The following is a 24197-nucleotide window of genomic DNA, read 5'->3' on the forward strand; positions in this document are numbered from 1 at the left end:
TCTCTTTCGGTGTTCGTTTCTTTACTGGCATTTTGCTTCCCTCCACGGTTATATCTCTATTTTACACCTTCGCAGAGGTTTACACAAAATTTGGGATGGCGTCCAATATATTTATATCCGGGTGCCTCCTGTTAATCAAAATATCCTACTGGATTTTTTCTGCAATCATGGGGCTGTTCGCAATATGCTCTCGTAGTGGTGTAATGGGTATAATTACCGCAGTTTTCGCAGGAATATCAACAGCACTTTCTTGGTTATGGGTAAAGTTCTGTATGCTTTTTCTGATGTGGTCTATGAGACAAAATGAGTATCTGGCTGATGAATTTGCTTATAAAATTGGTTTTGGTCTTGAATTAGCGACGGTATTAGACCAACATATCTCAGATGTTCCGCATGATGGTTTTCTCAGTGCAATATACTCAACTCATCCATGCAACGATGATAGGGTTGCAGCATTGCAAAATTTAGGTGTACCCTATTCTCGATACTAAATTCATAATCTCACAAATTGGCAAGCAGTGTAAACCTGTACAGGTTCACTCATTTTCTCGATTTTCCCTTCGGTGCAATCTTCGCAAATTTGCTTGTTGGGGAAGCATCCCCAATCCCCTTTGAACATCATCTGCCGATGATGGCTACACGATTTTCAATCGTTTCTCAAAGAACAGTAGAATAAAAATTTGCCCATGGTTGAAAGCACCGAAATCGAAAAGCAAAAAAGCAGCCACGATCCGCACCCTTTGGGGAGTGCAGACCGTGGCTTTTTGCTTTAACGGAAGTTCTTCTTTTCCTCTTTCTCTTTCTCTTTTTCCTGCTCTTTCTGCCTGTCGATATTCAAAATCGTTTCAACCGTCCGTTTGGCAATCAGCAGTTCTTCTTTCTCTTTTCTGATCTGACGGTACTCAGCGTAGTCCTGCTTTTTCTGGACTGCCAGCTGATGAAACTCCTCATACAATGATTGCATGGACGGGAGCTTTGTAATCTGCAATTCATCAAAGGCTTGCTTCGCCGCTTTATGAATTGTGATTTCCTGACGGTGTTCTTCAAAGAATTTTTTGCTATATCCAGACTTGCGGTACTCGATATAAATTTGCCTTGTGTTGCGATAATTTTTGATGTGCTGCTGCAACGCCTGAACCTCAACCATACGTTTCTCTGCGACCTTGATAGAATCAGAAAGCGCATCGAACCGGGCAGACAGATTTTCAATATGAGCAGTCAGATCGTCGTAGTTGCCCAAGCCTTTTTCTTTCAGTAGGATTACCGTTCGGGCAGCTTCTTTTCGGTTGAACTTCTTCGCCCACTTTTCATAACCGACCGTCTTGCCCTCGGCCATCTTTGCCTGAATATCAATCAGCATCTGGAACTGCTTCGGGGCAGGAGCCTTGGCAGAGCCGCCTTTTGATTTGTGCAGGTTCTTGCCGGAGATAACCGCTTGAATTTCCTCTTTGCTATATCCTTCGCCCAGGGAACGCAGCCGAATGAAACGCTTCTGATTCTCGCCCTTGAACGCAGGCTGCTTTCCATCCTTGAACTCAAATCCCATGTCAGCCAGAGCCTGAACAAAGCCATCAAAGCTCTTTGGTTTCTGCTTCAGCACCGCATCAATCGCATCACATAATTCGTCACGCTGGGTACGCTTCTTGGGATAAACAGTTCTTTTCTGGCGCTCCCGATACGGCTTCGGTGTAATAATGGACAGCCCGTGTTCCAGGCAAACCATATCACTGAGTCTTTGCACCGCCAGACCGGAAAGAAAGAAGTTTTTGAATTTCCGTGTGGCATCCAGCGAGGTCGAATTATAAATGATATGATTGTGAATGTGGGATTTGTCGATGTGGGTCGCAACGATGAAAGCGTGTTTTCCCTTTGTCCATCGCATCGCTGTTTCATAGCCGACTTGGTTCGCTTCTTCCGGGGTGATTTCTCCCGGCTTAAAGGACTGGCGTATCTGGTATGCGATGATATTGTTCTTCTGCTGTCTGCCGGTAATATGCTGATACTGCCGTTTGGAAAGCAGAAATTCCTCATCTGCTGTCTTTGGATCACACTCATAGGAACTGATAAATTCGCCATCATTGGTTTTTGCGGCATTTTGTGAGTAGTCGGTTCTGTCTGCCAAACATTGAGCGACCGTCTTTCCCTTATTCACATGGAGTGCAATCAATCTTGTCGCTGCCATTCCCATCACTTCCTTCCCAAAAAGAAAAAGCCACCGGTCGGTGACTTTTCTCTGATATTATCTTATGACCTGATAAATGCTCCCAGACTTTCTCCAATATTCTCGACTTTCATAACAGCCCAGACGAGCAAGAACACCGCTGCTATTGTCGCAATTCCAAGAACCACAAGAATAAGCAGGGACTGCCACAAAGCCTTTACAATGCAGTAAATCGCAGATCCGCCAATGACCAAGAGCAATAAACCAATTACATAGGACACAACATTTGTAAGCAGATTTCCAAGAATGCAAATCACTTTTACAACGAACAGCACCGGCAGTGCCAATATCTTCAATACCAGCTTCATAGGCTCAACCCCTTTCTTTTAATTATATTGTACAAGGGTATCTGCCATAACGCAATGATGTCAACCCTTATGTAAAAGCCGCAGCCGAAACTGCGACTTCCCAACAAGTTGTCGGATTACTGGATTGAGGACAGGCGAACAAGAACTTCTCTCATGTCCGTCCAGATCTCCTCCAGCCGTTTTTGCAAATCCTCAATGTCAGCACGATAGATGCTGCCTGTTTCGTTCGCTCGCTTTGCGTACTGGTTCAGGTTGTTGGAGCAGATTCGCAGGAGCGAAACCAGGGCTTTCACATCCTGCAAATCCAGTCTGATACAGTAACCATCCAGAGCCATTTTCCGCAGATAGGCTCCCATGCTGCGGATGCCAAGCTCGTCCATCTTCTCATGGATTCGCTCGACCTCCTCCTTGGATGCAAGGAAATGAACATCCTGATCTCGCTTTGCCATTACAACACCTCCTCACGGGTTTCAGAGTATTTTGCAGGCGGGATATGCTCCGCTTTGGATTTCAGATCAGCCAACACAGAAGGACGCTCTGACTCGCTTCTTTCGTCACGATTTTCCACAGAGTCCTCCATATTCAGGGCTGCATCCAGTTCTGCCAGTCGCTGACTTTTGGCTGTCAGCTCTGCTTCCTGCGGGAACGGTTTTCCAACCTCCGCCTTGGCTGCTTCCTGCTGATTGTAGAGATTATTCAACTGCTCATTGGCTCGTTCTAAGCGCTCAAGGATGCCTGCAAGGGCATTGTCCAGTCGGGTGATATTTCCTCGTGCGTCCGTTCCAAGGGCTACTCTGTGGCTCACAGCGCCCTTCAGGGTCACATCGAACTCGTTCCGGAAACTGTCAAACGAAAGCTCCATCTGAAAGCCACGGTAACTGCCAAGAGGAACCGGATCGGCACTTTTCGTGTCCTTACAAGCCGCAAGGAGGATTTCACCGGCATCTGCCTTTTCGGTGTAGGCTTTGCCCATGATTTCCATGCCGCAAAAGCCATCGGCAATCTGCGGGTGTGCTTCCACGGTTTTAATATCAGCTTCAAAGCCATGAATATAGCCTGTCTGCTTTTCAATCTCAGCCGGGAAGTATTTCAGAAGCTTATCTTCCATACGGTACTGCTGGCTCTGGTGGTCAGCTTTCAGCACCTTCAGCCTTGCCACATCAATGTCCAAGTCCATCTTTTCCTTGATAAGCGGATTGCCGGCACACAGCGCCTTGATCTCCGCATAGGACAGCGCCTGCTCATCCACATCGTCACAGGAGCGAACCGGTGATTTGGAGGTCATAATCTGAGAAATAAACTTCTGCTTGTTTTCCAAGGTCTGATACAGGTAGGCATCGAAGGTTCCCTCGGTCACATACTGATACACCTGAACCTCTTTGTTCCGGTTGCCCTGACGGATGATACGACCGTTTCTCTGGGTCATATCAGACGGACGCCAACCCACATCCAAGTGGTGAACTGCCACCAATTTGTCCTGGACGTTGGTTCCTGCACCCATCTTTTGCGTACTGCCAAGAAGCACTCGCACCTGCCCGGTACGAACCTTGGCAAAGAGGTCTTTTTTCTTTGCCTCGGTATCTGCATCATGGATAAAGGCAACTTCTTCCGCAGGCACACCGTTTGCAATCAGCTTGGTTTTGACATCATCATAGACATTGAAGGTTCCATCATTTTTCGGTGTGCTAAGGTCGCAGAACACCAACTGGGTCAATTTGTCAGCCTGACCGTCCTGCCAGATACGCAGGATATTTCCCACGCAGGCATTGAGCTTGCTGTCAGGGTCATCGGGTAACAGGGTGTTCATTAGCCGCTGATCCAGTCCCAATTTTCGTCCGTCGCTGGTAATCTTGAGCATATTATCGACGGACGGGTCTACAATACCGGCATGAACATCTGCTGCTCTCTCTGAAAGGGAAGCCACCATATCCTTCTGGTACTCAGAGGGCTGAACCACAACCGTTTCAAACTTTGCTTCGGGAACAGGGAGATGCAACTGGTCAGAGGTCTTGATGTCGGCAACCTCCTTGAACATATTCATCAGTTCAGGCAGGTTGAAGAACTTCGCAAATCGGGTTCTGGCACGATAGCCGGTTCCCTCCGGTGCAAGCTCAATCGCAGTTGTTGTTTCTCCGAAGGTCGATGCCCAGGAATCAAAATGGGTCAGGTTCTTTTGCTGGAGCGTACTGTACTGGAGATAGCGCATGACCGTATAAAGCTCGGTCATCGAGTTACTTACTGGAGTACCGGTTGCAAAGATCACACCACGCCCGCCGGTCAGCTCATCCATATAGCGGCACTTCATAAACATATCCGAAGATTTCTGGGCTTCGGAGGTGGACAGACCTGCCACATTTCGCATTTTTGTGTAGAGGAACAAATTCTTGAACGCATGGCTTTCGTCCACAAACAGCCGGTCTACACCCAACTGCTCAAAGGTAATGACATCATCTTTCTTGTCAGCGGCAAGGAGCTTGTCCAGTCTGGCTTCCAATGATTTTCGTGTTTTCTCCATCTGCTTGATCGTGAAGTTTTCGCCACGCTGCCATTTCAGCTCCGCAATCGCACCCTCGATCTCATCAATCTGCTCCCGCAGCTGCCGTTCCTGTCGTTCGGCAGAAAGCGGGATTTTTTCAAACTGGCTGTGACCGATGATGACTGCATCATAGTCACCCGTTGCGATACGAGCGCAGAACTTCTTACGGTTTGCTGTTTCAAAATCCTTCTTGGTGGCAACAAGGAGCTTGGCACTCGGATAGAGGTGCAGGAACTCGTTTGCCCACTGTAAGGTCAAGTGATTCGGCACAACGAACAGGGATTTCTGGCTCAATCCAAGCCGTTTACTCTCCATAGCCGATGCAGCCATCTCGAAGGTCTTGCCCGCACCAACTTCGTGTGCAAGCAGCGTATTTCCACCATATAGCACATGAGCGATAGCATTTCTCTGGTGTTCACGGAGGGTAATATCCGGGTTCATGCCGCCGAAACGGATATGAGAGCCATCATACTCACGAGGTCTGGTGGAGTTAAAAAGTTCGTTGTACTTGGTGGAAAGGGTTTCTCGTCTGTGCGGATCTCTCCAAATCCAATCTCGGAACGCATCCTTGATTGCCTGCTGTTTCTGCTGTGCCAGGGTAGTTTCTTTTTTATTGAGGACACGCTTCTGCTTACCATCTGCATCTTCAATCGTATCATAGATACGAATATCCTTCAGATTCAGCGTTTCCTCCAGAATCCGATATGCGTTGGCTCGCTCTGTACCGTAGGTGACATACGCCGCCACATCGTTGTAGTTGGGAGAACTCTTACCGTTGATGCGCCACTCTGCGGTCAGCTCGGAGAACTTGACCTCAATGGAACGGCGCAAGTAATACGGCGTTTCAAAGGTTTCCTCCATGAACTGCTGAATATAATCGGCATCAATCCATGTTGCACCCAAACGCACATCAATCTCGGACGCATCCAAGTCCTTCGGCTGTGCTTTCTGCAAGGCTTCCACATTGATGTGGAAGGAAGAATCCCTGTCTGCCGCCATCTGTGCGACACGCAGCTTGCTTCTTACATCACCGGAAAGGTAATCATCGGCAGTCTGCCATCCAACTTCCACAGCATCGGGAGCCATCGGGTCTTTGAAGATCACCCCTCGAAGCTCTGCCTGAATCGCATCGTATTCTCCAGGTGTTCCAAGCAGCTGTGCCATAAACGGCAAATCCACCTTGCCACGCTCACCGATAGAGATTGCCAGAGCTTCGGACGGCGTATCCACGCTCGTCACTCTGCGTTCCGGCTTGATGGTTCGCTTGGTGAACATATCCGCCTTGCTTTTCAGATTGCCGTCCTCATCCACATTTTCCAGAGAACACAGGAGATAGTAGGAGGAATCGTCAGCAAATGCCTGACCATTGGCTCGATTATTGATAAGCCCGTTCTTTGCGGCAAACGCATCGTAGGCATCATTCAGTTCTGCCTGTTTCTGAGTAATCATTTCATCCGGGTAATCCTCAAGCTGATATTCGATCAGCTCGTTGACGATACCACGAAGTTCCACCATGCCCATCACACGGTCTTTTGCTTTCTCATTCAGGTCTACACGGCGCATCAGGGAGTTTTCACGGAAGTACACATTGCCATCCACCACGGTATAAGAGAAATTCTTTACATCCGGGGTTGCAGGAATGGTTTCGATTTCCTTACCCTTGTCAGCTTCGGGAAGCTCCACAGCCTGATAGGTTCCTTGGATGTGGGAAACTGCTTCTTTCAGAAGTTCGGACAGTTCCATGCCCTCAATGGGACGCACTGTAATGTCCATGCCGTAGGCGGTACTTTCTTCCACCGTATCGCCCAGAACCATTTCAGGATGAGCGACAAAGTAGCTGTTCATGGTGTGTCCTTCTTCGGTGCGGTCAAGGTTTACCCATTCCGGTACAATGTCAATCGGATGGTCACGCTTTTGCAGGAACAGGATGTCGGACACGACTTCCGTGCCTGCGTTTTTCTTAAAGGCATCGTTTGGCAGACGGATTGCACCAAGCAGTTCCGCCCTCTGCGCCATATATCGCCTTGCGTCAGAGTTCTTGGAATCCATGGTGTAACGGCTTGTCACAAAAGCGACCACACCACCGGGACGAACCTGATCCAAAGCCTTGGCAAAGAAATAGTTGTGAATGGAGAATCCCAGCTTGTCATACGGCTTGTCGGACACTTTGTAGTTGCCGAAAGGGACATTACCCACAGCCAGATCGTAAAAGTCTCGGCGGTCTGTCGTTTCAAAACCGGCTACTTTGATTTCTGCGTTGGGATAGAGCTTCTGAGCAATTCTGCCGGTGATGGAATCCAGTTCCACACCATACAAACGGCTGCTCTGCATTTCAGGAGGGAGCATACCAAAGAAGTTGCCGATACCCATAGCAGGCTCCAGAATATTTCCTGTTTCAAAGCCCATCTGTCCGACCGCATCGTAGATGGAGCGAATGACCGTAGGGCTGGTGTAATGTGCGTTCAGGGTGGAAGCTCTTGCCGCAGCATATTCATCTTCGGAAAGCAGGTTTTTCAGTGTCTGATACTCCTTCGCCCAATTTCCCTTGTCCGGGTCAAAGGCATCTGCCAGACCGCCCCAACCGACATAATTCGACAAAATCTCCTGTTCTTCGGTAGTGGCGTTCCTGTTCTCGCTTTCCAGTTTGAACAGAGTTTCAATGGCTGCGATGTTTCTTGCGAATTTCTGCTTCGGTCCACCTTCACCGATGTTGTCATCCGTGATGTGGAAGTTCACCGCAGGAACAGGTGGGATTTCTCTGGTGGTGATGGACTGCTCAAGCTGAGCGATAATGTCCATGACTTCGGCATTCTGCCATCCGTCCACCTGGGCATAATCCTGAATGATGGTGTCCTTTCCATCTACGCACTGTACGAAGTCCAGACTACCCGGCAGATCTCTGGTATTCATTGCACCCAGGGCTTTTCTCTGCGTGTCAGGAAGTGCATAGTAGGCTCGCAGGGCATCATCAAAGGAACTGTATTCCTTGATGTCCAGCGCACCCCGCTTCTGAATGTCCTCGGCAACATAAAAATGATCGATGAAGTGTTCCGGTTCCTGCTGTTCGGGTTCCGCACTGGCTCTGACCTGTGCGTGTGCCTTTTCGTCAGGGTAGTCCCCATAGATACGGATGCACTTATGCTCCTGCTGATCGTAAACGGCAGCACCATCGTACTTGAATCCGTCATCCTCCATGGTTCCGTCCACATAGCCCTGGGCAGCTTTTTCCGCTTCTTCCAGAGTGTAGTAGTCCAGTTTATCATCGAAGCCGTTTTCAAAGTGATGGTAGGCGGCAACCAGATAGCGGGGAGCCATGCGCTCCTCGTAGCTGTTAATCATCTCAGGTGTCAGCCATTCTGGTTTGTCGGGAATCATTTCATACAGCTCACGCATCTTGGCAATCTGTGCATGGCGGTTGCCTGCCCACAGATGCTTTTCGCTGTGCTGTCCTGCACCAAGGAAGTATTCGCAGTCCATACGCAGACGGTCTAACAGCTGATACTCAGGGGTGTAGTCCCTCGGTTCGGTTTTGCCCAGAAAATCCTCTGTAACGGGCTTTTCTTCGGTTTGGGCATCAACCCTTACCGCATGGTTTCTTTCGTCCTGAGAGAGCATACGCTCGAAATTCTCACGATTCTCGGCACGGAAGATGGGATAAGCAAGCGTAGGGTCACGCAGCTGAACTTCTCTGTCCGTGATCTGCTCCACACGGAAAGCTGTATCGTCCAGATATACCGTGTCACCGACCTGATAATTCCATTTCGGTTCCTCGGAAGCAGATGCTTCCACAACTTCGGCAGGCTCTGCCACAGGCGCTTCTGGCTGAACCGACTCCATCGCAGCTACGGACTGACGAACTTCCTCCAAATAGTCATTGGCAAGCCATTCGTCCGTGAAGTATTCCGTAACGCCTTCCGGGTCTACATAGTAGTCATCGGTCTGATTATCCCAGATCGCATACTCGCCATCCTCGGTATCAATCACTGCGAAACGGTCATAAACATCTTCCAACGGATCAGTTTTAGCTTCTTCGATAGCCTGTCGTTCCGCTTCTTCCTCCGGGCTGAGGTAGCGTCCCTTTCGTATCAGACCGTCGATTCTCTGCACCACCTGCGCCCAGGACATCTGCAATTTATCGCAACCGCTCTTGGTGTAAGCAACACCCTTGGCATCGTGATCCTGACCGCTGTGCGTTGCACCAGAGCAGGCATGGGAATGACCACCGGTTCCGTATTCATGCTTCAGGAAGTCCATCTTTTCCTTGGCAGAATGATTCTCCTGCCAGTAGTTATAAATACGGGCTTTACCACCGGAAAAGCCGCTTCCACGGGTCAAGTCTGCATTGACTTCATCATCCGTAATGAACTGGCGGACAAGGGGCATCTGCATCATATCGGTCTGATACTCACGCAAAGGCATATTCAACTCATACAGCTGTTTCTGAATGAGATTCAGCTTGTGATAGTGAAAACGAAGCAGATCGGGATTTTCCGCAAGGGTTTTTCTAAATTCCGAATACTGCTGTACCAAGGTTGCGTGGAAACGAGGGTCATCCAACTTTTCAGCCAAGTCTGCGGTTTCGTCAGGGAAACCACGAAACGGTTCCTGATGAAGAATTGCCAGATAGTTGCTGGAACGGGCTTCTTCACTCAAATCGTGATAAAGATGCCACAGGGATTCTGCCAACTTCTGACGCTCATATCCGGATGCTTCTACCAGTTCCACATTAGTTGCGAACCGACCATTTTCAAGCAGTTCTCCAATGCGCTCGGCAACCGTTTCCCAAGAAACGATCTGCGCTCTGGGGCTGTCAATGGCAGAGGAACCTTTGGCAAGGTGGATACCGTCCTCGGCATACCACGCACAGATATTCCCGCTATCTTCTTTCAGACCATAGCCGCCGTGATAGACCTGCTTTAAGGTCTGAACGATTTCTTCCAACGGCTTCTGCTTCATATATTCCAGCGCTACGACTTTTCGGGCTTCATCGGTATTGCTACCAAGCAGAAGGAAGTGGTCGATTTCTTCCTGGGCAAAAGAAAAAGCAGAGGGCGTAAAGCTCTCTGCTCGGTCGATAAAACTGATTTGTTCATTTTCGGAGAGGAAAAGGTTCAGACTCAGCTGTTGATAAGCTCCGTCATCACGACTTCCTCCGCCTGTGCTTTCAGGCTGTTCATGTGCTGCACCCACGCCATCTGCTGCGTTTCCTTGTCCGGTGCGGGGCTGTCCTTCAGGTACTGCTCCATCAGAAACTCCACTCTGGCTTTCGCTGTTTCCTCGATCTCCCACAGGTGCGGGAACAGGCTCTCCGTCAGAATCATGTCGTTCAGGAGCATCGGATTGTTCTGTTCCAAAAATGCTCGACGCATCCTGCCGTACTTGCCCAGAGGTTTCTCTCCCTCGTTCTCCAACTGAAGGTTCGGAATCTGATAATCTCCGGCCTGTCTGTAAGTCATCTCGCTCATAATCTGTACTCCTTTCGGTAGCTTTAATCTGCTCATGTTCTCCAATCGCTTTTTCGATTTCCTGAAACATCCTTGTGCTGATGGCATTCACCGCAGTACCAAGGGCATTTACCGTCTGTCTGGTGTTAAAATCAAACACCTTCTGGAAATCCTCATGCTCGAAGTAGTTGTCGGGACTTTCCACGAACCGGCAATACATCGTATAGGATACGCTGTTTGCCACCGCATTTTTGAAAGCTACTTCGATGTTGAGTTCATCATACTCCTCAAGGAAGCTGTTGGCAACGATGTCGAGGAACTGCTTTTTGTAATCGTCCCAATACTCAGCCGCCAGTGCGGATGCAATATCTTCAAGCTGTGCTTCCAGTACCCCGTCAGCGGCAACACCGAAGGTACGCTCCATCGCTTCCATGACATAGGAGCGGTTTTCAGGCGTCACCTCCCACGGTTTCAGTTCCGGGGAAGAACGGCGAACGCCGGTATCCGCCACATCAAACACATAGCGCAGATACGGTTTATCCCTGTTCATCACAAACAGAGCAATGCCGGTAGAGCCACGCTTTACATATCTGCGGTAATTTTCAGCGTTCCAGTCCTCATAGGGCTTGCAAAAGGTCGCATTGGGGCGCTGAGCATAAATCATCACCTGTTCCGGATAGGTGAACTCATAGTTGCGGGACATCGTTCTCAAAAACGAAGTCCAGTTATCTGTGTTCGAGGTGATTTTCCCAATCGTTTCTTTTGCTAATCCGGAATAAAATCGCTCTTTTGCGTTCATTGTATCCCTCCAATCCTATCAATCCGGATAAAGGTTCAGCTTCTCAAAGGCGGCATCGTCCATGGCTGAAACTTTACGGAGAACCGAGTCTGCCAAAGCAAAAAGCTCTGACTCGTCCTCCGAAAGCTGTTCCTTCATCAGTGTCAGTGCTTCACACAGCCCTGACCTTGTGCCAGGGCTGTAAAGCATCATCATGTTCCGCTCATCCTGTGTGAAATCCATCATTCAATCTCCCTTTCCGGGTGGCTCTTGGGCGGCTTATGGGAAACATCCGGCACGGGCTTTTCCTTTAACTGCTCCAACACCGAAGGACGTTCCTCTAATCCGGACGCTTTTCCGTTATTGATGATACCGTCAATCATCCCATAATCATCTTCCATTGCCATCTCTGCGTTTTTCAGGTAGTTTTCGGACTTCATAAAGTTTTCCAGCTTCTGAAACCCAACAGAATCTACATAGTGAAAGGATACCTCACCGACTACCTTTAAGGCTACGATGTCGCTGACCGACATACTGTGACCACGGAAATCATCCGGGTGGTCAATATTGAACTTTACATACAAATCTTCCAGCTGCCGATTCACATCCTCGGACATAGAAATGGAGCCATGATAGACCACCTCGTAACGGTCAATCTCAGGCTCCATTTCTTTCTTCTGAAGGTAGCTGTAATTTGCAAACATGAGCGGGATATTATCGTCTACATCTTCCCGCAGCTGAAGAATCGCATAGGAATCCGTGGGGCTTTCCAGAAAAGCAACCATTCTGTCATCCGGGGTGGTATTTCCGTGAACATCATCCCATTTTTCGTTTTTCATATCCGTGTCCTCCTTATCGTTCAGGCTCTTTGCGTTTGGGAGAGGGACTGGCAGGCGCAGCTTTTTCTGCGGCCTGTGCCAGTTTTTCCATGACCGACTCACGCTTCGGAGAGTCGAGCTTATCCAGCTGACTTTTCAGCACTTTGGCAACCTCAACCGCAGTTTCCTCACGGGCTTCTTCAATGGCTGTATTCAGGAACTCACGATACGGAGCCGTATTACCAGCGGCAAGATCTGCCTTGATTTCTTGGATATGCGCCTGCACATCATCGACCTGATCCATATATTCATAGGGGTCGAAGTTCTCTGCAAAACGGTCGAGCTTAAAAGCAAGCTCAGCGATAGGGTCATTGACCACCACCGCCTGTCTGCCGACTTCAAAAGCCTGCTCCATGACATCCTCATAGAACATTGCCCGCAGTTCCCGGCGCTCCAGCCCGAAGGATTCCAGAATATCCCGGCGGACTTCGAGCATGGACAGTTCAGGGTTATCAACCTGACCGCCATCAATCTCGTTGTAGTTTTCATCCAACAGGGTGTAGTCGTAACCATCTTCGCAGGTCTGCACCGCAAGGATTCTATCCTTTCCGACCTTCCATGCGGCTTCATCGCCCATAATCTCAGGCTCCGGCATATAGCTTGCGCCGTTGCGCTCCATAATTTCTGCAAACTGGCAGATATGAAACACATTGTATCCGATCTGCGTATGATACTCGTCAATGAAGGTGCAGGGCTTCACAACCATTTCATCCGGGTAGTGAATCTGCACACAGCTGCCATCGGGGATATGAAACAAATCCTTATAATGGCTGTCGATAAATCGGATTTCCTTACCATCCGGGTTGTACTCATTTGTCATTTGCGCTTTCCTCCATTTTCAAATTCCATACTGAACTTCGTTTTGCCATCATCTGATACCTCCATAAAGACGGTGGCATCAAAGGTGTTGCCCGTTCTTTCGGACTTGCAATTCTTGAGCTTTACCTTGCCGGAACCAAGCAATTTCTGCGCCGTGGCAGAAGTCATGCTCTTGCCGATGCTCGCAAAGTAGCGATTGTTTTTCCAGAGGGCAAATTTGCAAGCTCTGTTGGAACAGAAAAATGCCTTGGCTTTGTCCTCTACAGCACTGCCGCAGAGCGGGCATTTGCCGATAGAATTGGCTTCTTTCGACATCATAACCTCGGAATCACGGATTACTTCATAGTTCTGAATCAGACCGGCAATCACATCTTTGATCTCGTCCATAAAGTCCTCGCTGGCATATTCGCCTTTCTCAATGAGCAACAATTTTTCTTCCCAATCCGCCGTCATGGATGGGGACTGAATCTGTTCCGGCATGACTGTTACCAGAGCCGTACCCTTGTGGGTCGGAATCAGGTGTTTGGTTTTCTTATCACCCTTACGCTCCAGAAAACCGATGCGAACCAGCTTCTCAATGATACCGGCACGGGTCGCAGGCGTTCCCAAACCTTTGCGCTCCACCTCATCAGGCATTTCGTCCGCACCGGCAGTTTCCATAGCAGAAAGCAGAGTATCCTCGGTAAAGTGTTTAGGGGGAGATGTTTTCCCTTCCTTGATTTCCGTGCCGCTGACGGTCATTTCGTCACCAACGGAAACAGAAGGGAGTGTCTGCACGTTTTCGTCGGATTTTGTCGAATCATTTTTCTGAACCAGAGCTTTCCATCCATCCTGCACAACAGTTTTGCCTTTGGTGGAAAACACGGTACCGCCACAGTCCAGCTCAATAACTGTCTCTGCGTATCGGTGCGGATCGCCAACAGCTACGCACAACCGATTCGAGATCAGTTGCAAAATTGCAAGTTCACCCTTGGGAAGTTCGCTCAGATTGCATTTCTGCAATTCTCTGGTCGGAATGATGGCATGGTGATCTGTGACCTTTTTGTTATTCACAACCTGCTCTGCATGAACTGGTATGTTATCCACATCCTCCACGGGGAATGTGTGGAAAGCCAGCTTTACGAGGTCGGTCAGGCTATGTGCCATATCTTCCGTCAGAAACCTGCTGTCGGTACGGGGATAAGTGACCAGTTTCTTTTCATAGAGGTTCTGCGTGTAGTCCAAGGTCTGCTGTGCCGTGTAGCCAAGCACACGGTTGGCTTCTCTCTGTAAACTGGTCAGGTCATAGAGCGCAGGCGGCTTTTCTGTTTTCTCCTTACATTCAGCTTTCTGAACGATTGCCACCGAACAGCTTTGTTTGACAGCTTCGGCTGCTGCCTTGGTTTTGAAGCGTTCGCTTGCAGCCGTAAAACCATCCAATCCAATCTGAACTGTGTAGAACAGTTCAGGCTTGAATGCGGAAATGGCAGCTTCTCGCATAACAGCCATAGCAAGGGTAGGGGTCATAACACGACCAACATTCAGGGTCTGCCCGTAAAGGGTCGAAAAAAGTCGAGTAGCGTTAATACCAACAATCCAGTCGGCTCGTTCTCGACACAGTGCTGCTTCATACAAAGCATCATATTCCGTTCCAGACCTGAGATTTTCAAAGCCCTCCTTGATTGCTACATCTTCCATCGAGGAAATCCAAAGCCGCTCAAACGGCTTTCTGCACCCGGCTTTGTGGTACACCAACCGAAAGATCAGCTCGCCCTCACGACCGGCATCTGTTGCACACACAAGACTCGCAACATCTTCTCTGGCCATGAGCTTTTTCAGAATCCCAAACTGTTTTTTCGTACCGGCAGAAACCTCATACTGCCAGTCCATCGGGAAGATAGGAAGGTCTGCATAAGCCCATTTGCTGTACTTCGCATCATAGACTTCCGGCTGTGCCAGCTCCACCAAATGCCCTACACACCAGCTGACCACATATCCGTTTCCCTCTAAGTAGCCATCCTCACGCTTGGCAGCACCTAACACTTTGGCAATACTCTGTGCAACCGAAGGCTTTTCAGCCAAAACTAATTTCATTTGCATCTGCTCCTTTCACAAAAAAATAAGCAGCCACACACCGTAGTGCATGACTGCTATGTAAAAAGTTCGGAAAGGATTTTTGCAACCTGATACAATTTTCTGTTCTACAATCTCCGTCATAATAAAAATATCTCCATCATTTCAAAAGAGAATGACGGAGATATTTCACCTTGCTTATTCTTGTAGCAACCAATCGGCTATATCGTGAATTTCGATTCCTTCATAGCTATATTGGGGATGTTTGGTTCTGGCAATAATCATTTTCGGATAAGCGTCTCGAATCTGAAGCAGAGGAGAGCATTCTCTCTCAAATGTTTCCTGCCCGGAAATGTTGTCGCTGACCTGAATATAAATCTTTTCGCTACCTCTCTGAGCAACAAAGTCGATTTCCTTTTGATAGAGCTTGCCGACATAGACATCATATCCACGGCGAAGAAGCTCGATACAAACAACGTTTTCATATACTCTGCCATAGTCTATATTTCTGCTTCCCAGTATTGCATATCGAATACCGCTGTCACACAAATAGAACTTTTCAGAGCTTTCAAGGTATTTCTTACCTCGGATGTCATATCTCTTAATATCATAAAATACAAAAGCATTGCACAAATACTTAATGTACTTGCCGACGGTTACATGATTGGTTGGAGTCTCATTTGCTGTCAGTAGCTGACTGACCTTATTCGGAGAAGTCAGGTTGCTGATATTATCCATAAGGAACTCGCTCAGACGTTGTAAAACCAAAGTGTCCGGGAGAGTATATTTCTGTACCAAATCCCTTGTAACAATCGTTTCGTAGACCTCTTTGATATAGTTTGTTCTGTCTTTTTCGGTTCTATAAGCATAGGAACCTGCTAAACCGCCCTTGATAGCGTACTCATCAAAGAGCTTATCTTTGTCACTAATATCATCATAATACTGGCAATATTCCTGGAAGCTGAAAGGAAACACATGAATTTCAATATAGCGTCCGGTAAACAGAGTTGCCAGATCTGCACTCAACAGGAAAGCATTAGAGCCTGTTACATAGATGTCGTATTTTCCCTTAGAGTACAGGCTATTGATTGCCAACTCAAACTTGGGACACATCTGAACCTCGTCTACAAACAGGTAGTTCGTTTTTCCTTCCTGATAATGTTCTTCCACATAGGCGTGTAAGGCATGGTATTCCTTGATTTCTTCATACGCCAAATCCATGAAGTCGATGAAGATAATATTGATGTTTTCAAAATTGCTTTTCAGATACGCAATATACGCCTGCATCAATTTGGACTTACCAGATCGACGAATGCCCGTGATGATCTTGATGTCAGGAGTACCATTCAGTTCAATGATTCTATCGAGATATTTTGCTCTCGTGATTGTTTTCATATAGTCACCCGCTTTCAAAAATTGAAGTTTTTTCATTTCTCGAAACCGCTTCGCTGTACTTATTATACTGTCTGCTAATAGTATATGCAAGATGTCACTTTCAAAAACGCAAATTTTTTTATTTTTTGAAAGCGGAAACTATGTAAAGGCAACCCGAAGGCTGCCCCAGGCATCAAGCCTATCCTGTTTACACAGGTTCATTATCATCTTCATCGACGGAGCTATCTTCATCGTCGTCCTCAAACTCCGGATCGTACCCATAGTCCTCGTCATCGTCCACATAATCAGCATCTGGGTCAGGCTTTGCCGCTTCCTGTGCCTTCTTCTTTTCCTGGACTTTCTTAAATACGAAGAATCCACCACCACAGGCAAGCACAATCAGAGTAAGAATCGCCGGGAGCATATTTGTGGATTTCGGCTTTTCCTCCGGTGTCGGTTCTGTAATTTCAGGAACTGTTTCAACTACTTCCGGCTTTGTTTCCTCAACCGGCTTGGTGAACTCTGCAACTTCTTCCTCGTCCATCAGCTTGAGCAGGTCGGCTTCATCCACCTGATTCAGAAAATGCACGGTTTCCTCGCCCTTATCATCACGGTCAATGATGATATAGAAGTAGTTTCCGTTTTTGGTTACAGCGGTAATGAACTGCTTTCCGCTTTTCGTAGGCGAGCCAGCGTCATCAACCAAAGTCAGATTGCCGTCGGGAGTAAGCGGTAGCATCGGCTCCTCCGGCTCTGTTTCGGGAACTTTTTCTTCGACCGCAGGTTCTTCAGTCGCTACGCTTTCATCTACATAGGCAAATGCCGTTGTAGAAAACACGCCAAAACACATTGCACACGCCAGCAATGCGGCTCCAATTTTCTTAAATCTCATTCTGCGTTTCCTCCTCATTCATAGTATTGATCGTATCAGGCTTCGGAGCCATATCCGCAGCAAACATACGGAGCAGCTCGGAAAGCTGTTCGGGATTCAGGTTCGCAGCATGAACCATCTCATGGATTTCGGAATTTTCCTCCTCACGGTATCTGCGTTCCAGGTCTTTCACCTTAGCATCCCATTCTGCCCGTTTCTTACGGGCTTTTTCAAGGTCTGCACCTATTCTGTCTAACTTGGCACTCAATCGCCATCCCTCCTTTAGTTTCTGATTCTGCCGAAGCAGTAAAAATGCTGTTGCCAGTAATTCGATTCGATAGAAGCGTAGGAAATGGGGTTTCCGCAGTGGATCATCATACCATTGCCAACATAGATACCAACGTGTGATGCACCGGAGGTATCATAAGTGCCTTGGAAGAAAATCAAATCTCCCGGTTTGGCAGAGCTTTTCGGGATAATGTCGCATACGCCCATCAAACCGTTTGCGGTCAAACGACCAACACTCCAACCGTTTCCGCAGTGATTGATTACATAGGAAACAAATCCGGAGCAGTCAAAGGAGGTAGACGGGCTGCTGCCGCCCCACACATACGGGTATCCCAGATATTTTTCAGCTTCCCGAATCATATTGGCAAATCTTGTGTCTGTCAGCGCTTCGCCCGGAATATCATAATCGGTGTACTCGCCGCCAGGGGTGGCGTAAATGTCATTTCCGAAAATATCCGGTCTGTTGCCCCTTGTCTGAAGCAAAATTCTATATCGCTCCATATCATCTTCCGACAAGCCGGAATTTGAAATCACACTGTTCAAGCCCTTATTTCTGAGCTTCACATTCAGAATATAATATTCGTAATCTTCTTCCTCTGTTGTTGTCTCTCCCGTTTCGGGATCAGTAGAAGATGTTGTTCGTGTACGAATCTCTACTACTTCCGTCAGGGTCAGCTCATATTGTTGCTCAAATAGCCATTGCAGGGTAGCCTGCACCTCATCTCTGGTGTAATCCTCAAACTTCACCGTCAAATACGCCGCCAGCTCATAAGGATTGTGGTTGATTTCATCAAGGTCATACCGGTACTCGTCATATCCGCTATGAGTACGCTCGATATTATTGATTTTATTGCGGAGCGCAGCTTCCAAAGCCTTGTAATCATTGTCCGCACCAATAATATCTTCCTCTTTTGCAGTAAAAGAAGTTCCCAGAATGATCTGTGTGCCGCCTTGGAACATAGCCGAACAAGACGAGAACATCCCTGAGAGTATCATAAAAAGCAGTCCGGCAATCAAAACAAACAGAATCGTTTTAGAGTGTGTGGTGCAGAACTCCGTTACTCTTTCTGTGATGTTCTTGGCTCCCTGAGCTGCTTTGCCCGTTGCCTTGCCTGCACCCTTAGATGCAGAAGCCGTTGTCGAAGCGGTATTCTTACCGGCTTTGGCGGCAGCATATTCTTTCTTGATTGCCCTTTTCTGTTGCCAACGGGAAAAGGGATTGGAACCGGCATCGGGGTTGTCCTTTTTGAACTTCTCATACAGGGCATTTACATTTGCTTTATCTGACTTCTCAACCAGCTTTTCCGCCTTGTCGTAGGCTTTCAGCTTGTGACTGTAAACGGCATGATCGACGGTATAGACAGTGGATTCAACAGCCTTGGTCGTTTCCTGCACAGCCTGAACGCCGATATTATCATCCTCATATTCTGACACCGCCCGATGTGCTTTGGATGTGAGCGTGACTGCGGCACCACGGCTTGCCATGTGCTTTGCCACAGATGGGCGCTCGATTTCCGTAAACTCCGCTTTTTCAAAACGGAGCTTTGCTTTACGGGAACCGGCTGCATCTGTTTCCAGCTTTAGCTTCGGCTTTGCCTTTTTAGAAGCCAATTTGTCTGCCGCTTTTTCAGCCCTATCAACCGCCTTATCTGCACGGTCGGCAGCTTTCTTCACATGAGAATCTGCAAGGTCATCTTCGGTAAAACGGAGTCGTGTAGGTCTTTTCGCCATACATTACGCCTCCTTTTCCTGTGCCACCTCGTTTAACTTCGTGGTCATAATGCGATACAGTTCCAGATCTGTCGGGAATCGGTCAATGAACGGCAGAATCACATTGCCATAGAACAGAAGTCCTTCGCCCTCACCGGAGTTGGTTACATAGGACAGCTGATGCGGCGAAATGTTCAACCGCTGTGCCAGAATACTTCGGTCATCGCTTGCCTGATTCAGCATATAGATGAAATCAGAGTTTTCGAGGATGTTGGCAATCTCCGGGGAACGAAGCAGGTCTTTGACATTCTGAGTAATACCGGTCGGCAAGCCGCCCCATTTACGGAATCGCTTCCAGATTTCTACGGAATAGGTTGCCGTCTGTTCTTCCTTCAGAAGCAGATGGAACTCGTCAATATAATATCTGGTCGATTTACCGGCAGAACGGTTGGCAGTTACACGCCCCCAGACCTGATCCTGAACGATCAGCATACCGATTTTTTTCAGCTGATTGCCCAGCTCCTTAATGTCGAAGCACACCAGACGATTCTGAATATCCACATTGGTTCTGTTGTTAAACAGTTTCAGAGAACCCTTAACATAGATTTCCAAGGCGGTCGCTACATGGTGGGCTTCCTTTTCGTCCTGTTTCAGAAGGGCATCATACAAATCCTCAAGGATCGGCATATTCTCAGGGGCAGGATTGTCGAAATATCTCTGGTAAATCTGATGCACACAACGGTCGATAACCGTCTTTTCGATAGGCTGCAAGCCATCCTTACTGCCCATAATCAACTCACAGAGGGACAGGATAAAATCAGCTTTCAGTGCTACCGGGTTGTCATCCTCAGAGTAGTTCAGGTTGATGTCCATAGGGTTGATATAGTTGGTACTGGAGGAGCTGATTTTTACCACCTGACCATTGAACTTGTGAACCAGAGCCGCATATTCCGCTTCGGGGTCGCAGATGATAATATCGTCATCCGTAACCAGGAACGCATTGGTGATTTCACGCTTTGCGGAAAAGGATTTACCGGAACCGGGAGTACCCAGAATCAGTCCGTTGGGGTTCTTGAGCTTCTTTCTGTCCACCATGATAAGGTTGTTCGACAGAGCATTCAGCCCGTAATAGAGCGTTTCTCCACCATTCTGGAACAGCTCCTGCGTGGTGAAAGGCACAAAAATAGCCGTGGAACTGGTAGTCAGGCCACGACGAATCTCAATCAGGTTTTGTGCCAAAGGCAGGCTGCTCATCAGTCCGGATTCCTGCTGAAAATCCAAACGACGCAGATTGCAGTTATGCTTCTGGGCGATGCTCTGTGCCTGGAACACATTGTTCTCCAGTTCCTGCTCGGTGCGCCCGGTGTTCAGCACCAGAAATGTCACCATGAACATTCGCTCATTCTGGCTCTGCAATTCTTTCAGAAGTGACTTCGCATCTTTACCATAGGTAGCAAGGTCAGATGGGATAATGTCCATGTCATAGCCAGAACGCACAGCCTTTTTCTGTTCCTCGATTTTGGAACGGTCAAGCTCGGTGATGATTCTCTTGATGGTCTTAATCGCCGCAGTCTGGTCAACCGACTGGATGTGCATGGTCACGATCTGCGTGGATTCCATATCCAGAAAATCCGCCAGCATACGATCAGACAGGTCTGATGCCGTAATTGCCAGATAAGACATCGAACCGAAGATACTGCCCATCTGGAAGGTGCGGTTGGTCTTAAAGGCAAACGCCGTCGGAGCAATGAAGTCCTTTACGGACAGCCCGGATTCCACAAGATACTTCCAATCGAAGAAGAACTTATCATTATCACCCATGTGGAACATAGAGTGCATCAGATGCAGCCGCTCTTTGCCGTTCATGGTAGTGGCAATGACACCCAAACGCCGAAAGTTATTGAGCAGATCGTTTTCGATATGGTTGAGTCTCGGCTTTGCCTGCCGCATGGATTCGGCTTCAATGCCGAATGTCAGGTACTTGGTTTTGGTCAAGCCGTTGTTGCCCTGCGCCAACTGCTTTTTCAGCATCTGGCTATACTCGGCACGGACGGGATTGAAGCTGTCCTTCTTGAACGGGATACGGATACTCTTTTCAAAGCTTTCAGCATCGGTACTCAGGTTCATAAAGGAAAGCTCAAAGTGAATGGAGCTGTCAAAGAAATTCAGGAAACTGCACCACTCATCGAAGATGGCAGTCTTATCTTCCTGCTGTGCCAGCTGATAGTTGATGTCCTGAAACTGAATGGTCTTGGTGTAATAACTGTCAGTGACACGGCAGATGCCATCCGGGAACATTCTCTGAAAGGGAATGGACTGCTGTGCAGTCTGCGGAATACCGTTGTCCTTCTTTGCCCGTTCCACAACAGCTTTAATTTCTCGCTGCTGCTTCCGATTCAGATTTGCAGGCATTTTGATGTTTCTTGCCTGTGGCTTCTTTTTGAAAAACAATTCGTTCAACCTCCTTTTCCAGTTTGTACTGACGCATCAAAGCGTCATAATAGTTGTCCGTCTGATAAGGGCGAACCTTGGGACGAACGAATTTGGTCTGAATGAAGTGTTCTACAACCACTTCCAACGGCTGACTATCCTTTTCATACATTGCCAGAAAGAACAACGGTAACATGACGATCATCATGGACAGTGCTGCAAGGCTCACATTTCCGGTTGCTTTGACCAGAAAGAAAATCGGCACTCCGATGAGCGCCGCCGCACCAAAGCAAAGTAACTGCCGTTTCGTCAGATTGAAGAACACTTTTGTTTTTACCCTCGTCAGGTCACGAGGTACGGGAATATACGCTGCCAAACAATTTCCTCCTTCCCTTAGTGAGCGCTGAATACACCCTTCGCAAGCGAACCAGTCTTAAACAGGGTGAAGCACAAAAGGACGGTGTAGCCCATAACACCCCAGATAGAACCGATGATGTCATCACTGAATGCGATAGACTGAATCAGCACCGCATAAATGCCCACGCAGATCATAATCAGGAATCCCTGGAATCCGATTGCAAACAGCGAACGCAGATAATTCTGTCCGATATTGCTCTGTTCTCTGTTTCCAAAAGTGGAAAGCGGAATCGGGGCAAGGCTGACCATCAGATAAATTTCAATCATTCGACCGTAGACGATCACAAAGATGATGATTGCCAAAGCGGACATCGTGACCTGCACGATAAAGGATTGCAGGAACAAGCCGAGCAAAGGACCCAAATCCATTGCCATCAGCGTTTCTTCCATTGTTTCCAATGCCGAAGCATCTATGGCAGTATTTCCGGATATGATACCGGCGCTTGCGTTTATAACGTGCTGTGTCACATCAAACACAGCCATCGTGATATTGAATGTGTTTGTGATTAACATGACCGCAACAAAAGTCTTGAACACCCATTTGAAGAAGATCCAGGTTTCAAAATTTGCCAGATTGTTGTGGTCAATAATCATCTGAATTAGCTCATAACAGGCAATGAAGGTCAGAATCAAGCCTGCGATTGGGATAATCACTGACTCGGAGATGTTTCGTACCATGGCAAAGACACCCGGCGAAAAATTCGCCGGGGTCATGCCAACGGAGGTTGCTATCTCGCCAACCTGGTTGTTGACGGACTCAAACATCCCCGACAGATTTCCCATAATAGCTGAAACGAGCATTTCTTTCAGCCAGTCTGTGATCTGTTGGAGTATGCTGTCCAAAGGCGATTACCTCCTTGTTTTGTGATTAACCGAACAGTCCGGAGAGCAGAGGTACAAGGGTGGTGCCGATGAGGGCAACACCGCCGCCAGCCATGAGCTGTTTTATCCCCAATTAGGTGTAAAACTCTGCTCGATGGCGGGCGGCGGCGTACAAAAAATCTATATGGTATTTTTAAGAGAACCGTCCCGGCGGGACAGGTCAGGCAGTGACCTGTTCCACCTCCGGGATGGGTTTGAGATTAAAATGAATTTCGATAGAAATGTGTCTTGTTTTATCTTCGTCAATGCGCTCATGCACGACGATTTCTTTGATTAAGCGGTTAAGGGTGGCTGCGTCCAGCTCTGTGATGTTGGCGTATTCCTGAATGGCTTCCACCCATTGTTTTGCATCATTGGCAAGCTGGGCTTCATCGGACAGCCGCTTCCTGCCCTCGGACACTTTTGCTTTAAGCTCCGTCTGCTCGGTCTGTGTCTTTTCCAGCATGGTGTTGAAATTCTGCTCACTGATACGCCCTGCAATCATATCCTCATAAAGCCGCATGACCATTTTATCCAGAACCTCAATCCGTTCCTCGTCCCTTGTAAGGGAGCGTTCCATTGCTTCCCGCTGTTCCCGCTGCTCGGCTTCACAGGTATTAGTCAGGCGGTCGGCAACCGCTTTCCCGTCCATCAGGGCAGCTCTGGCACATTCCCGGATTTTTCGCAGCACATGGCTGTAAAGGGTGTCATAGTCAATCCGGTGCTGGGTGCAGTGGTTCTTTCCAAAGGCATTGTAGGTCTTGCAGGAATAAATCTGCTGGGGATGTTTTGCGTTTGTATAGCGTATCGTCAGCGACTTCCCACACTCGCCGCATTTTATCAGTCCGGCAAACAGGCTGATTTCATTGGTCTGCCCCGGACGCTGGCGGGATTTCAGCTTGTTCTGCACAATGTCAAAGCTCATGCGGTCAATCAGCGGTTCATGCTGTCCCTCCACTACAATCCAGTCCTCCGGCTTCTTTTCCCCAATCGTGCCGATTTTGAAACGGTAGTCCTTTTTCTGGGAAGCAATCGCCCCGGTGTAGACGGGATTCATCAAAAGGTCTTTGATAACGGAGAAGTCCCACATATACCGTCCTTTTTCTGGGTCTTTCTTTTCCCATTTGGTGCGGGTATTGCGAAGCCCCCGTTCCCGGTTCCACCATGTGGGGCAGGGGATTTTTTCTTCCTCCAGCCGTCTGCGGATATA

The 24197-nt window shown here is 48.1% G+C and carries 17 protein-coding genes and 1 pseudogene; 1 reads left to right on the plus strand and 17 read right to left on the minus strand.

Features of this window, described 5'->3' with window-relative positions:
• Window positions 1–491: M48 family metalloprotease (locus IEY11_RS14045; RefSeq protein WP_243184029.1), on the plus strand; the 491-nt coding region annotated here is incomplete at its 5' end.
• A gap of 278 nt (window positions 492–769) precedes the next feature.
• On the opposite strand, the gene IEY11_RS14050 is transcribed toward IEY11_RS14045, so the two are convergent.
• The 17 genes and pseudogenes from IEY11_RS14050 to IEY11_RS14130 all read right to left on the minus strand — a co-directional run.
• Window positions 770–2182, minus strand: coding sequence for a relaxase/mobilization nuclease domain-containing protein (locus tag IEY11_RS14050; protein WP_002578945.1), 1413 nt, complete (start codon window positions 2180–2182; stop codon window positions 770–772).
• A gap of 62 nt (window positions 2183–2244) precedes the next feature.
• Window positions 2245–2529: a hypothetical protein gene (locus tag IEY11_RS14055; RefSeq protein ID WP_002578946.1), complete on the minus strand. Its 285-nt coding sequence runs from the start codon at window positions 2527–2529 to the stop codon at window positions 2245–2247.
• Window positions 2530–2645: 116 nt separating this feature from the next.
• A complete protein-coding gene (locus IEY11_RS14060; protein WP_002578947.1) occupies window positions 2646–2978 on the minus strand; it encodes a plasmid mobilization protein in 333 nt (110 codons plus the stop codon).
• Window positions 2978–11308, minus strand: a complete 8331-nt coding sequence (locus tag IEY11_RS14065) for an LPD11 domain-containing protein (protein WP_002304391.1) — start codon at window positions 11306–11308, stop codon at window positions 2978–2980. The genes IEY11_RS14060 and IEY11_RS14065 overlap by 1 nt, the downstream gene beginning before the upstream one ends.
• Before the next feature lie 18 nt (window positions 11309–11326).
• Complete coding sequence (locus IEY11_RS14070) at window positions 11327–11533, minus strand: transposon-transfer assisting family protein (RefSeq protein WP_002578948.1); 207 nt, start codon at window positions 11531–11533, stop codon at window positions 11327–11329.
• A complete protein-coding gene (locus tag IEY11_RS14075) occupies window positions 11530–12126 on the minus strand; it encodes a YodL domain-containing protein (RefSeq protein ID WP_002304389.1) in 597 nt (198 codons plus the stop codon). Before IEY11_RS14075 ends, IEY11_RS14070 begins: the two co-directional genes overlap by 4 nt.
• 13 nt (window positions 12127–12139) lie before the next feature.
• Complete coding sequence (locus tag IEY11_RS14080) at window positions 12140–12985, minus strand: LPD16 domain-containing protein (RefSeq protein ID WP_002304387.1); 846 nt, start codon at window positions 12983–12985, stop codon at window positions 12140–12142.
• Complete coding sequence (locus tag IEY11_RS14085) at window positions 12982–15057, minus strand: DNA topoisomerase 3 (RefSeq protein ID WP_002578949.1); 2076 nt, start codon at window positions 15055–15057, stop codon at window positions 12982–12984. Before IEY11_RS14085 ends, IEY11_RS14080 begins: the two co-directional genes overlap by 4 nt.
• A gap of 177 nt (window positions 15058–15234) precedes the next feature.
• A complete protein-coding gene (locus IEY11_RS14090; protein WP_002304383.1) occupies window positions 15235–16467 on the minus strand; it encodes an ATP-binding protein in 1233 nt (410 codons plus the stop codon).
• A gap of 151 nt (window positions 16468–16618) precedes the next feature.
• A complete protein-coding gene (locus IEY11_RS14095; protein ID WP_002578950.1) occupies window positions 16619–17302 on the minus strand; it encodes a DUF4366 domain-containing protein in 684 nt (227 codons plus the stop codon).
• The gene (locus tag IEY11_RS14100; RefSeq protein WP_002304378.1) at window positions 17292–17549 is read right to left on the minus strand and encodes a DUF4315 family protein; all 258 of its coding nucleotides are present in this window, start codon (window positions 17547–17549) and stop codon (window positions 17292–17294) included. Before IEY11_RS14100 ends, IEY11_RS14095 begins: the two co-directional genes overlap by 11 nt.
• Window positions 17550–17563: 14 nt before the next feature.
• Window positions 17564–19300, minus strand: a complete 1737-nt coding sequence (locus IEY11_RS14105; RefSeq protein ID WP_002304377.1) for a C40 family peptidase — start codon at window positions 19298–19300, stop codon at window positions 17564–17566.
• Window positions 19301–19303: 3 nt separating this feature from the next.
• Window positions 19304–21691 carry a VirB4-like conjugal transfer ATPase, CD1110 family gene (locus tag IEY11_RS14110; protein ID WP_002588967.1) on the minus strand — a complete coding sequence of 796 codons (2388 nt, stop codon included), beginning with the start codon at window positions 21689–21691 and terminating at the stop codon, window positions 19304–19306.
• On the minus strand, window positions 21651–22085 hold the full coding sequence (locus tag IEY11_RS14115; protein WP_002304375.1) for a PrgI family protein: 435 nt from the start codon (window positions 22083–22085) through the stop codon (window positions 21651–21653). The genes IEY11_RS14110 and IEY11_RS14115 overlap by 41 nt, the downstream gene beginning before the upstream one ends.
• Before the next feature lie 17 nt (window positions 22086–22102).
• A complete protein-coding gene (locus IEY11_RS14120; RefSeq protein ID WP_002304374.1) occupies window positions 22103–22969 on the minus strand; it encodes a VirB6/TrbL-like conjugal transfer protein, CD1112 family in 867 nt (288 codons plus the stop codon).
• A gap of 25 nt (window positions 22970–22994) precedes the next feature.
• A pseudogene (locus tag IEY11_RS14125) lies at window positions 22995–23078 on the minus strand (Maff2 family mobile element protein); the annotation flags it as partial.
• 90 nt (window positions 23079–23168) lie between these two features.
• A partial coding sequence (locus IEY11_RS14130) for a recombinase zinc beta ribbon domain-containing protein (protein ID WP_243184031.1) occupies window positions 23169–24197 on the minus strand: 1029 nt, incomplete at its 5' end.

It is taken from the genome of Butyricicoccus faecihominis, assembly GCF_014648015.1.
GTDB lineage: Bacteria > Bacillota > Clostridia > Oscillospirales > Butyricicoccaceae > Agathobaculum > Agathobaculum butyriciproducens.

What these genes read in the sequence shown, in the direction of transcription:
- IEY11_RS14050 (WP_002578945.1), bottom strand. Translation starts at nt 2,182, where the DNA reads ATGGCAGCGACAAGATTGATTGCACTCCATGTGAATAAGGGAAAGACG.
- IEY11_RS14055 (WP_002578946.1), bottom strand. Translation starts at nt 2,529, where the DNA reads ATGAAGCTGGTATTGAAGATATTGGCACTGCCGGTGCTGTTCGTTGTA.
- IEY11_RS14060 (WP_002578947.1), bottom strand. Translation starts at nt 2,978, where the DNA reads ATGGCAAAGCGAGATCAGGATGTTCATTTCCTTGCATCCAAGGAGGAG.
- IEY11_RS14065 (WP_002304391.1), bottom strand. Translation starts at nt 11,308, where the DNA reads ATGAACGCAAAAGAGCGATTTTATTCCGGATTAGCAAAAGAAACGATT.
- IEY11_RS14070 (WP_002578948.1), bottom strand. Translation starts at nt 11,533, where the DNA reads ATGATGGATTTCACACAGGATGAGCGGAACATGATGATGCTTTACAGC.
- IEY11_RS14075 (WP_002304389.1), bottom strand. Translation starts at nt 12,126, where the DNA reads ATGAAAAACGAAAAATGGGATGATGTTCACGGAAATACCACCCCGGAT.
- IEY11_RS14080 (WP_002304387.1), bottom strand. Translation starts at nt 12,985, where the DNA reads ATGACAAATGAGTACAACCCGGATGGTAAGGAAATCCGATTTATCGAC.
- IEY11_RS14085 (WP_002578949.1), bottom strand. Translation starts at nt 15,057, where the DNA reads ATGAAATTAGTTTTGGCTGAAAAGCCTTCGGTTGCACAGAGTATTGCC.
- IEY11_RS14090 (WP_002304383.1), bottom strand. Translation starts at nt 16,467, where the DNA reads ATGAAAAAACTTCAATTTTTGAAAGCGGGTGACTATATGAAAACAATC.
- IEY11_RS14095 (WP_002578950.1), bottom strand. Translation starts at nt 17,302, where the DNA reads ATGAGATTTAAGAAAATTGGAGCCGCATTGCTGGCGTGTGCAATGTGT.
- IEY11_RS14105 (WP_002304377.1), bottom strand. Translation starts at nt 19,300, where the DNA reads ATGGCGAAAAGACCTACACGACTCCGTTTTACCGAAGATGACCTTGCA.
- IEY11_RS14110 (WP_002588967.1), bottom strand. Translation starts at nt 21,691, where the DNA reads ATGCCTGCAAATCTGAATCGGAAGCAGCAGCGAGAAATTAAAGCTGTT.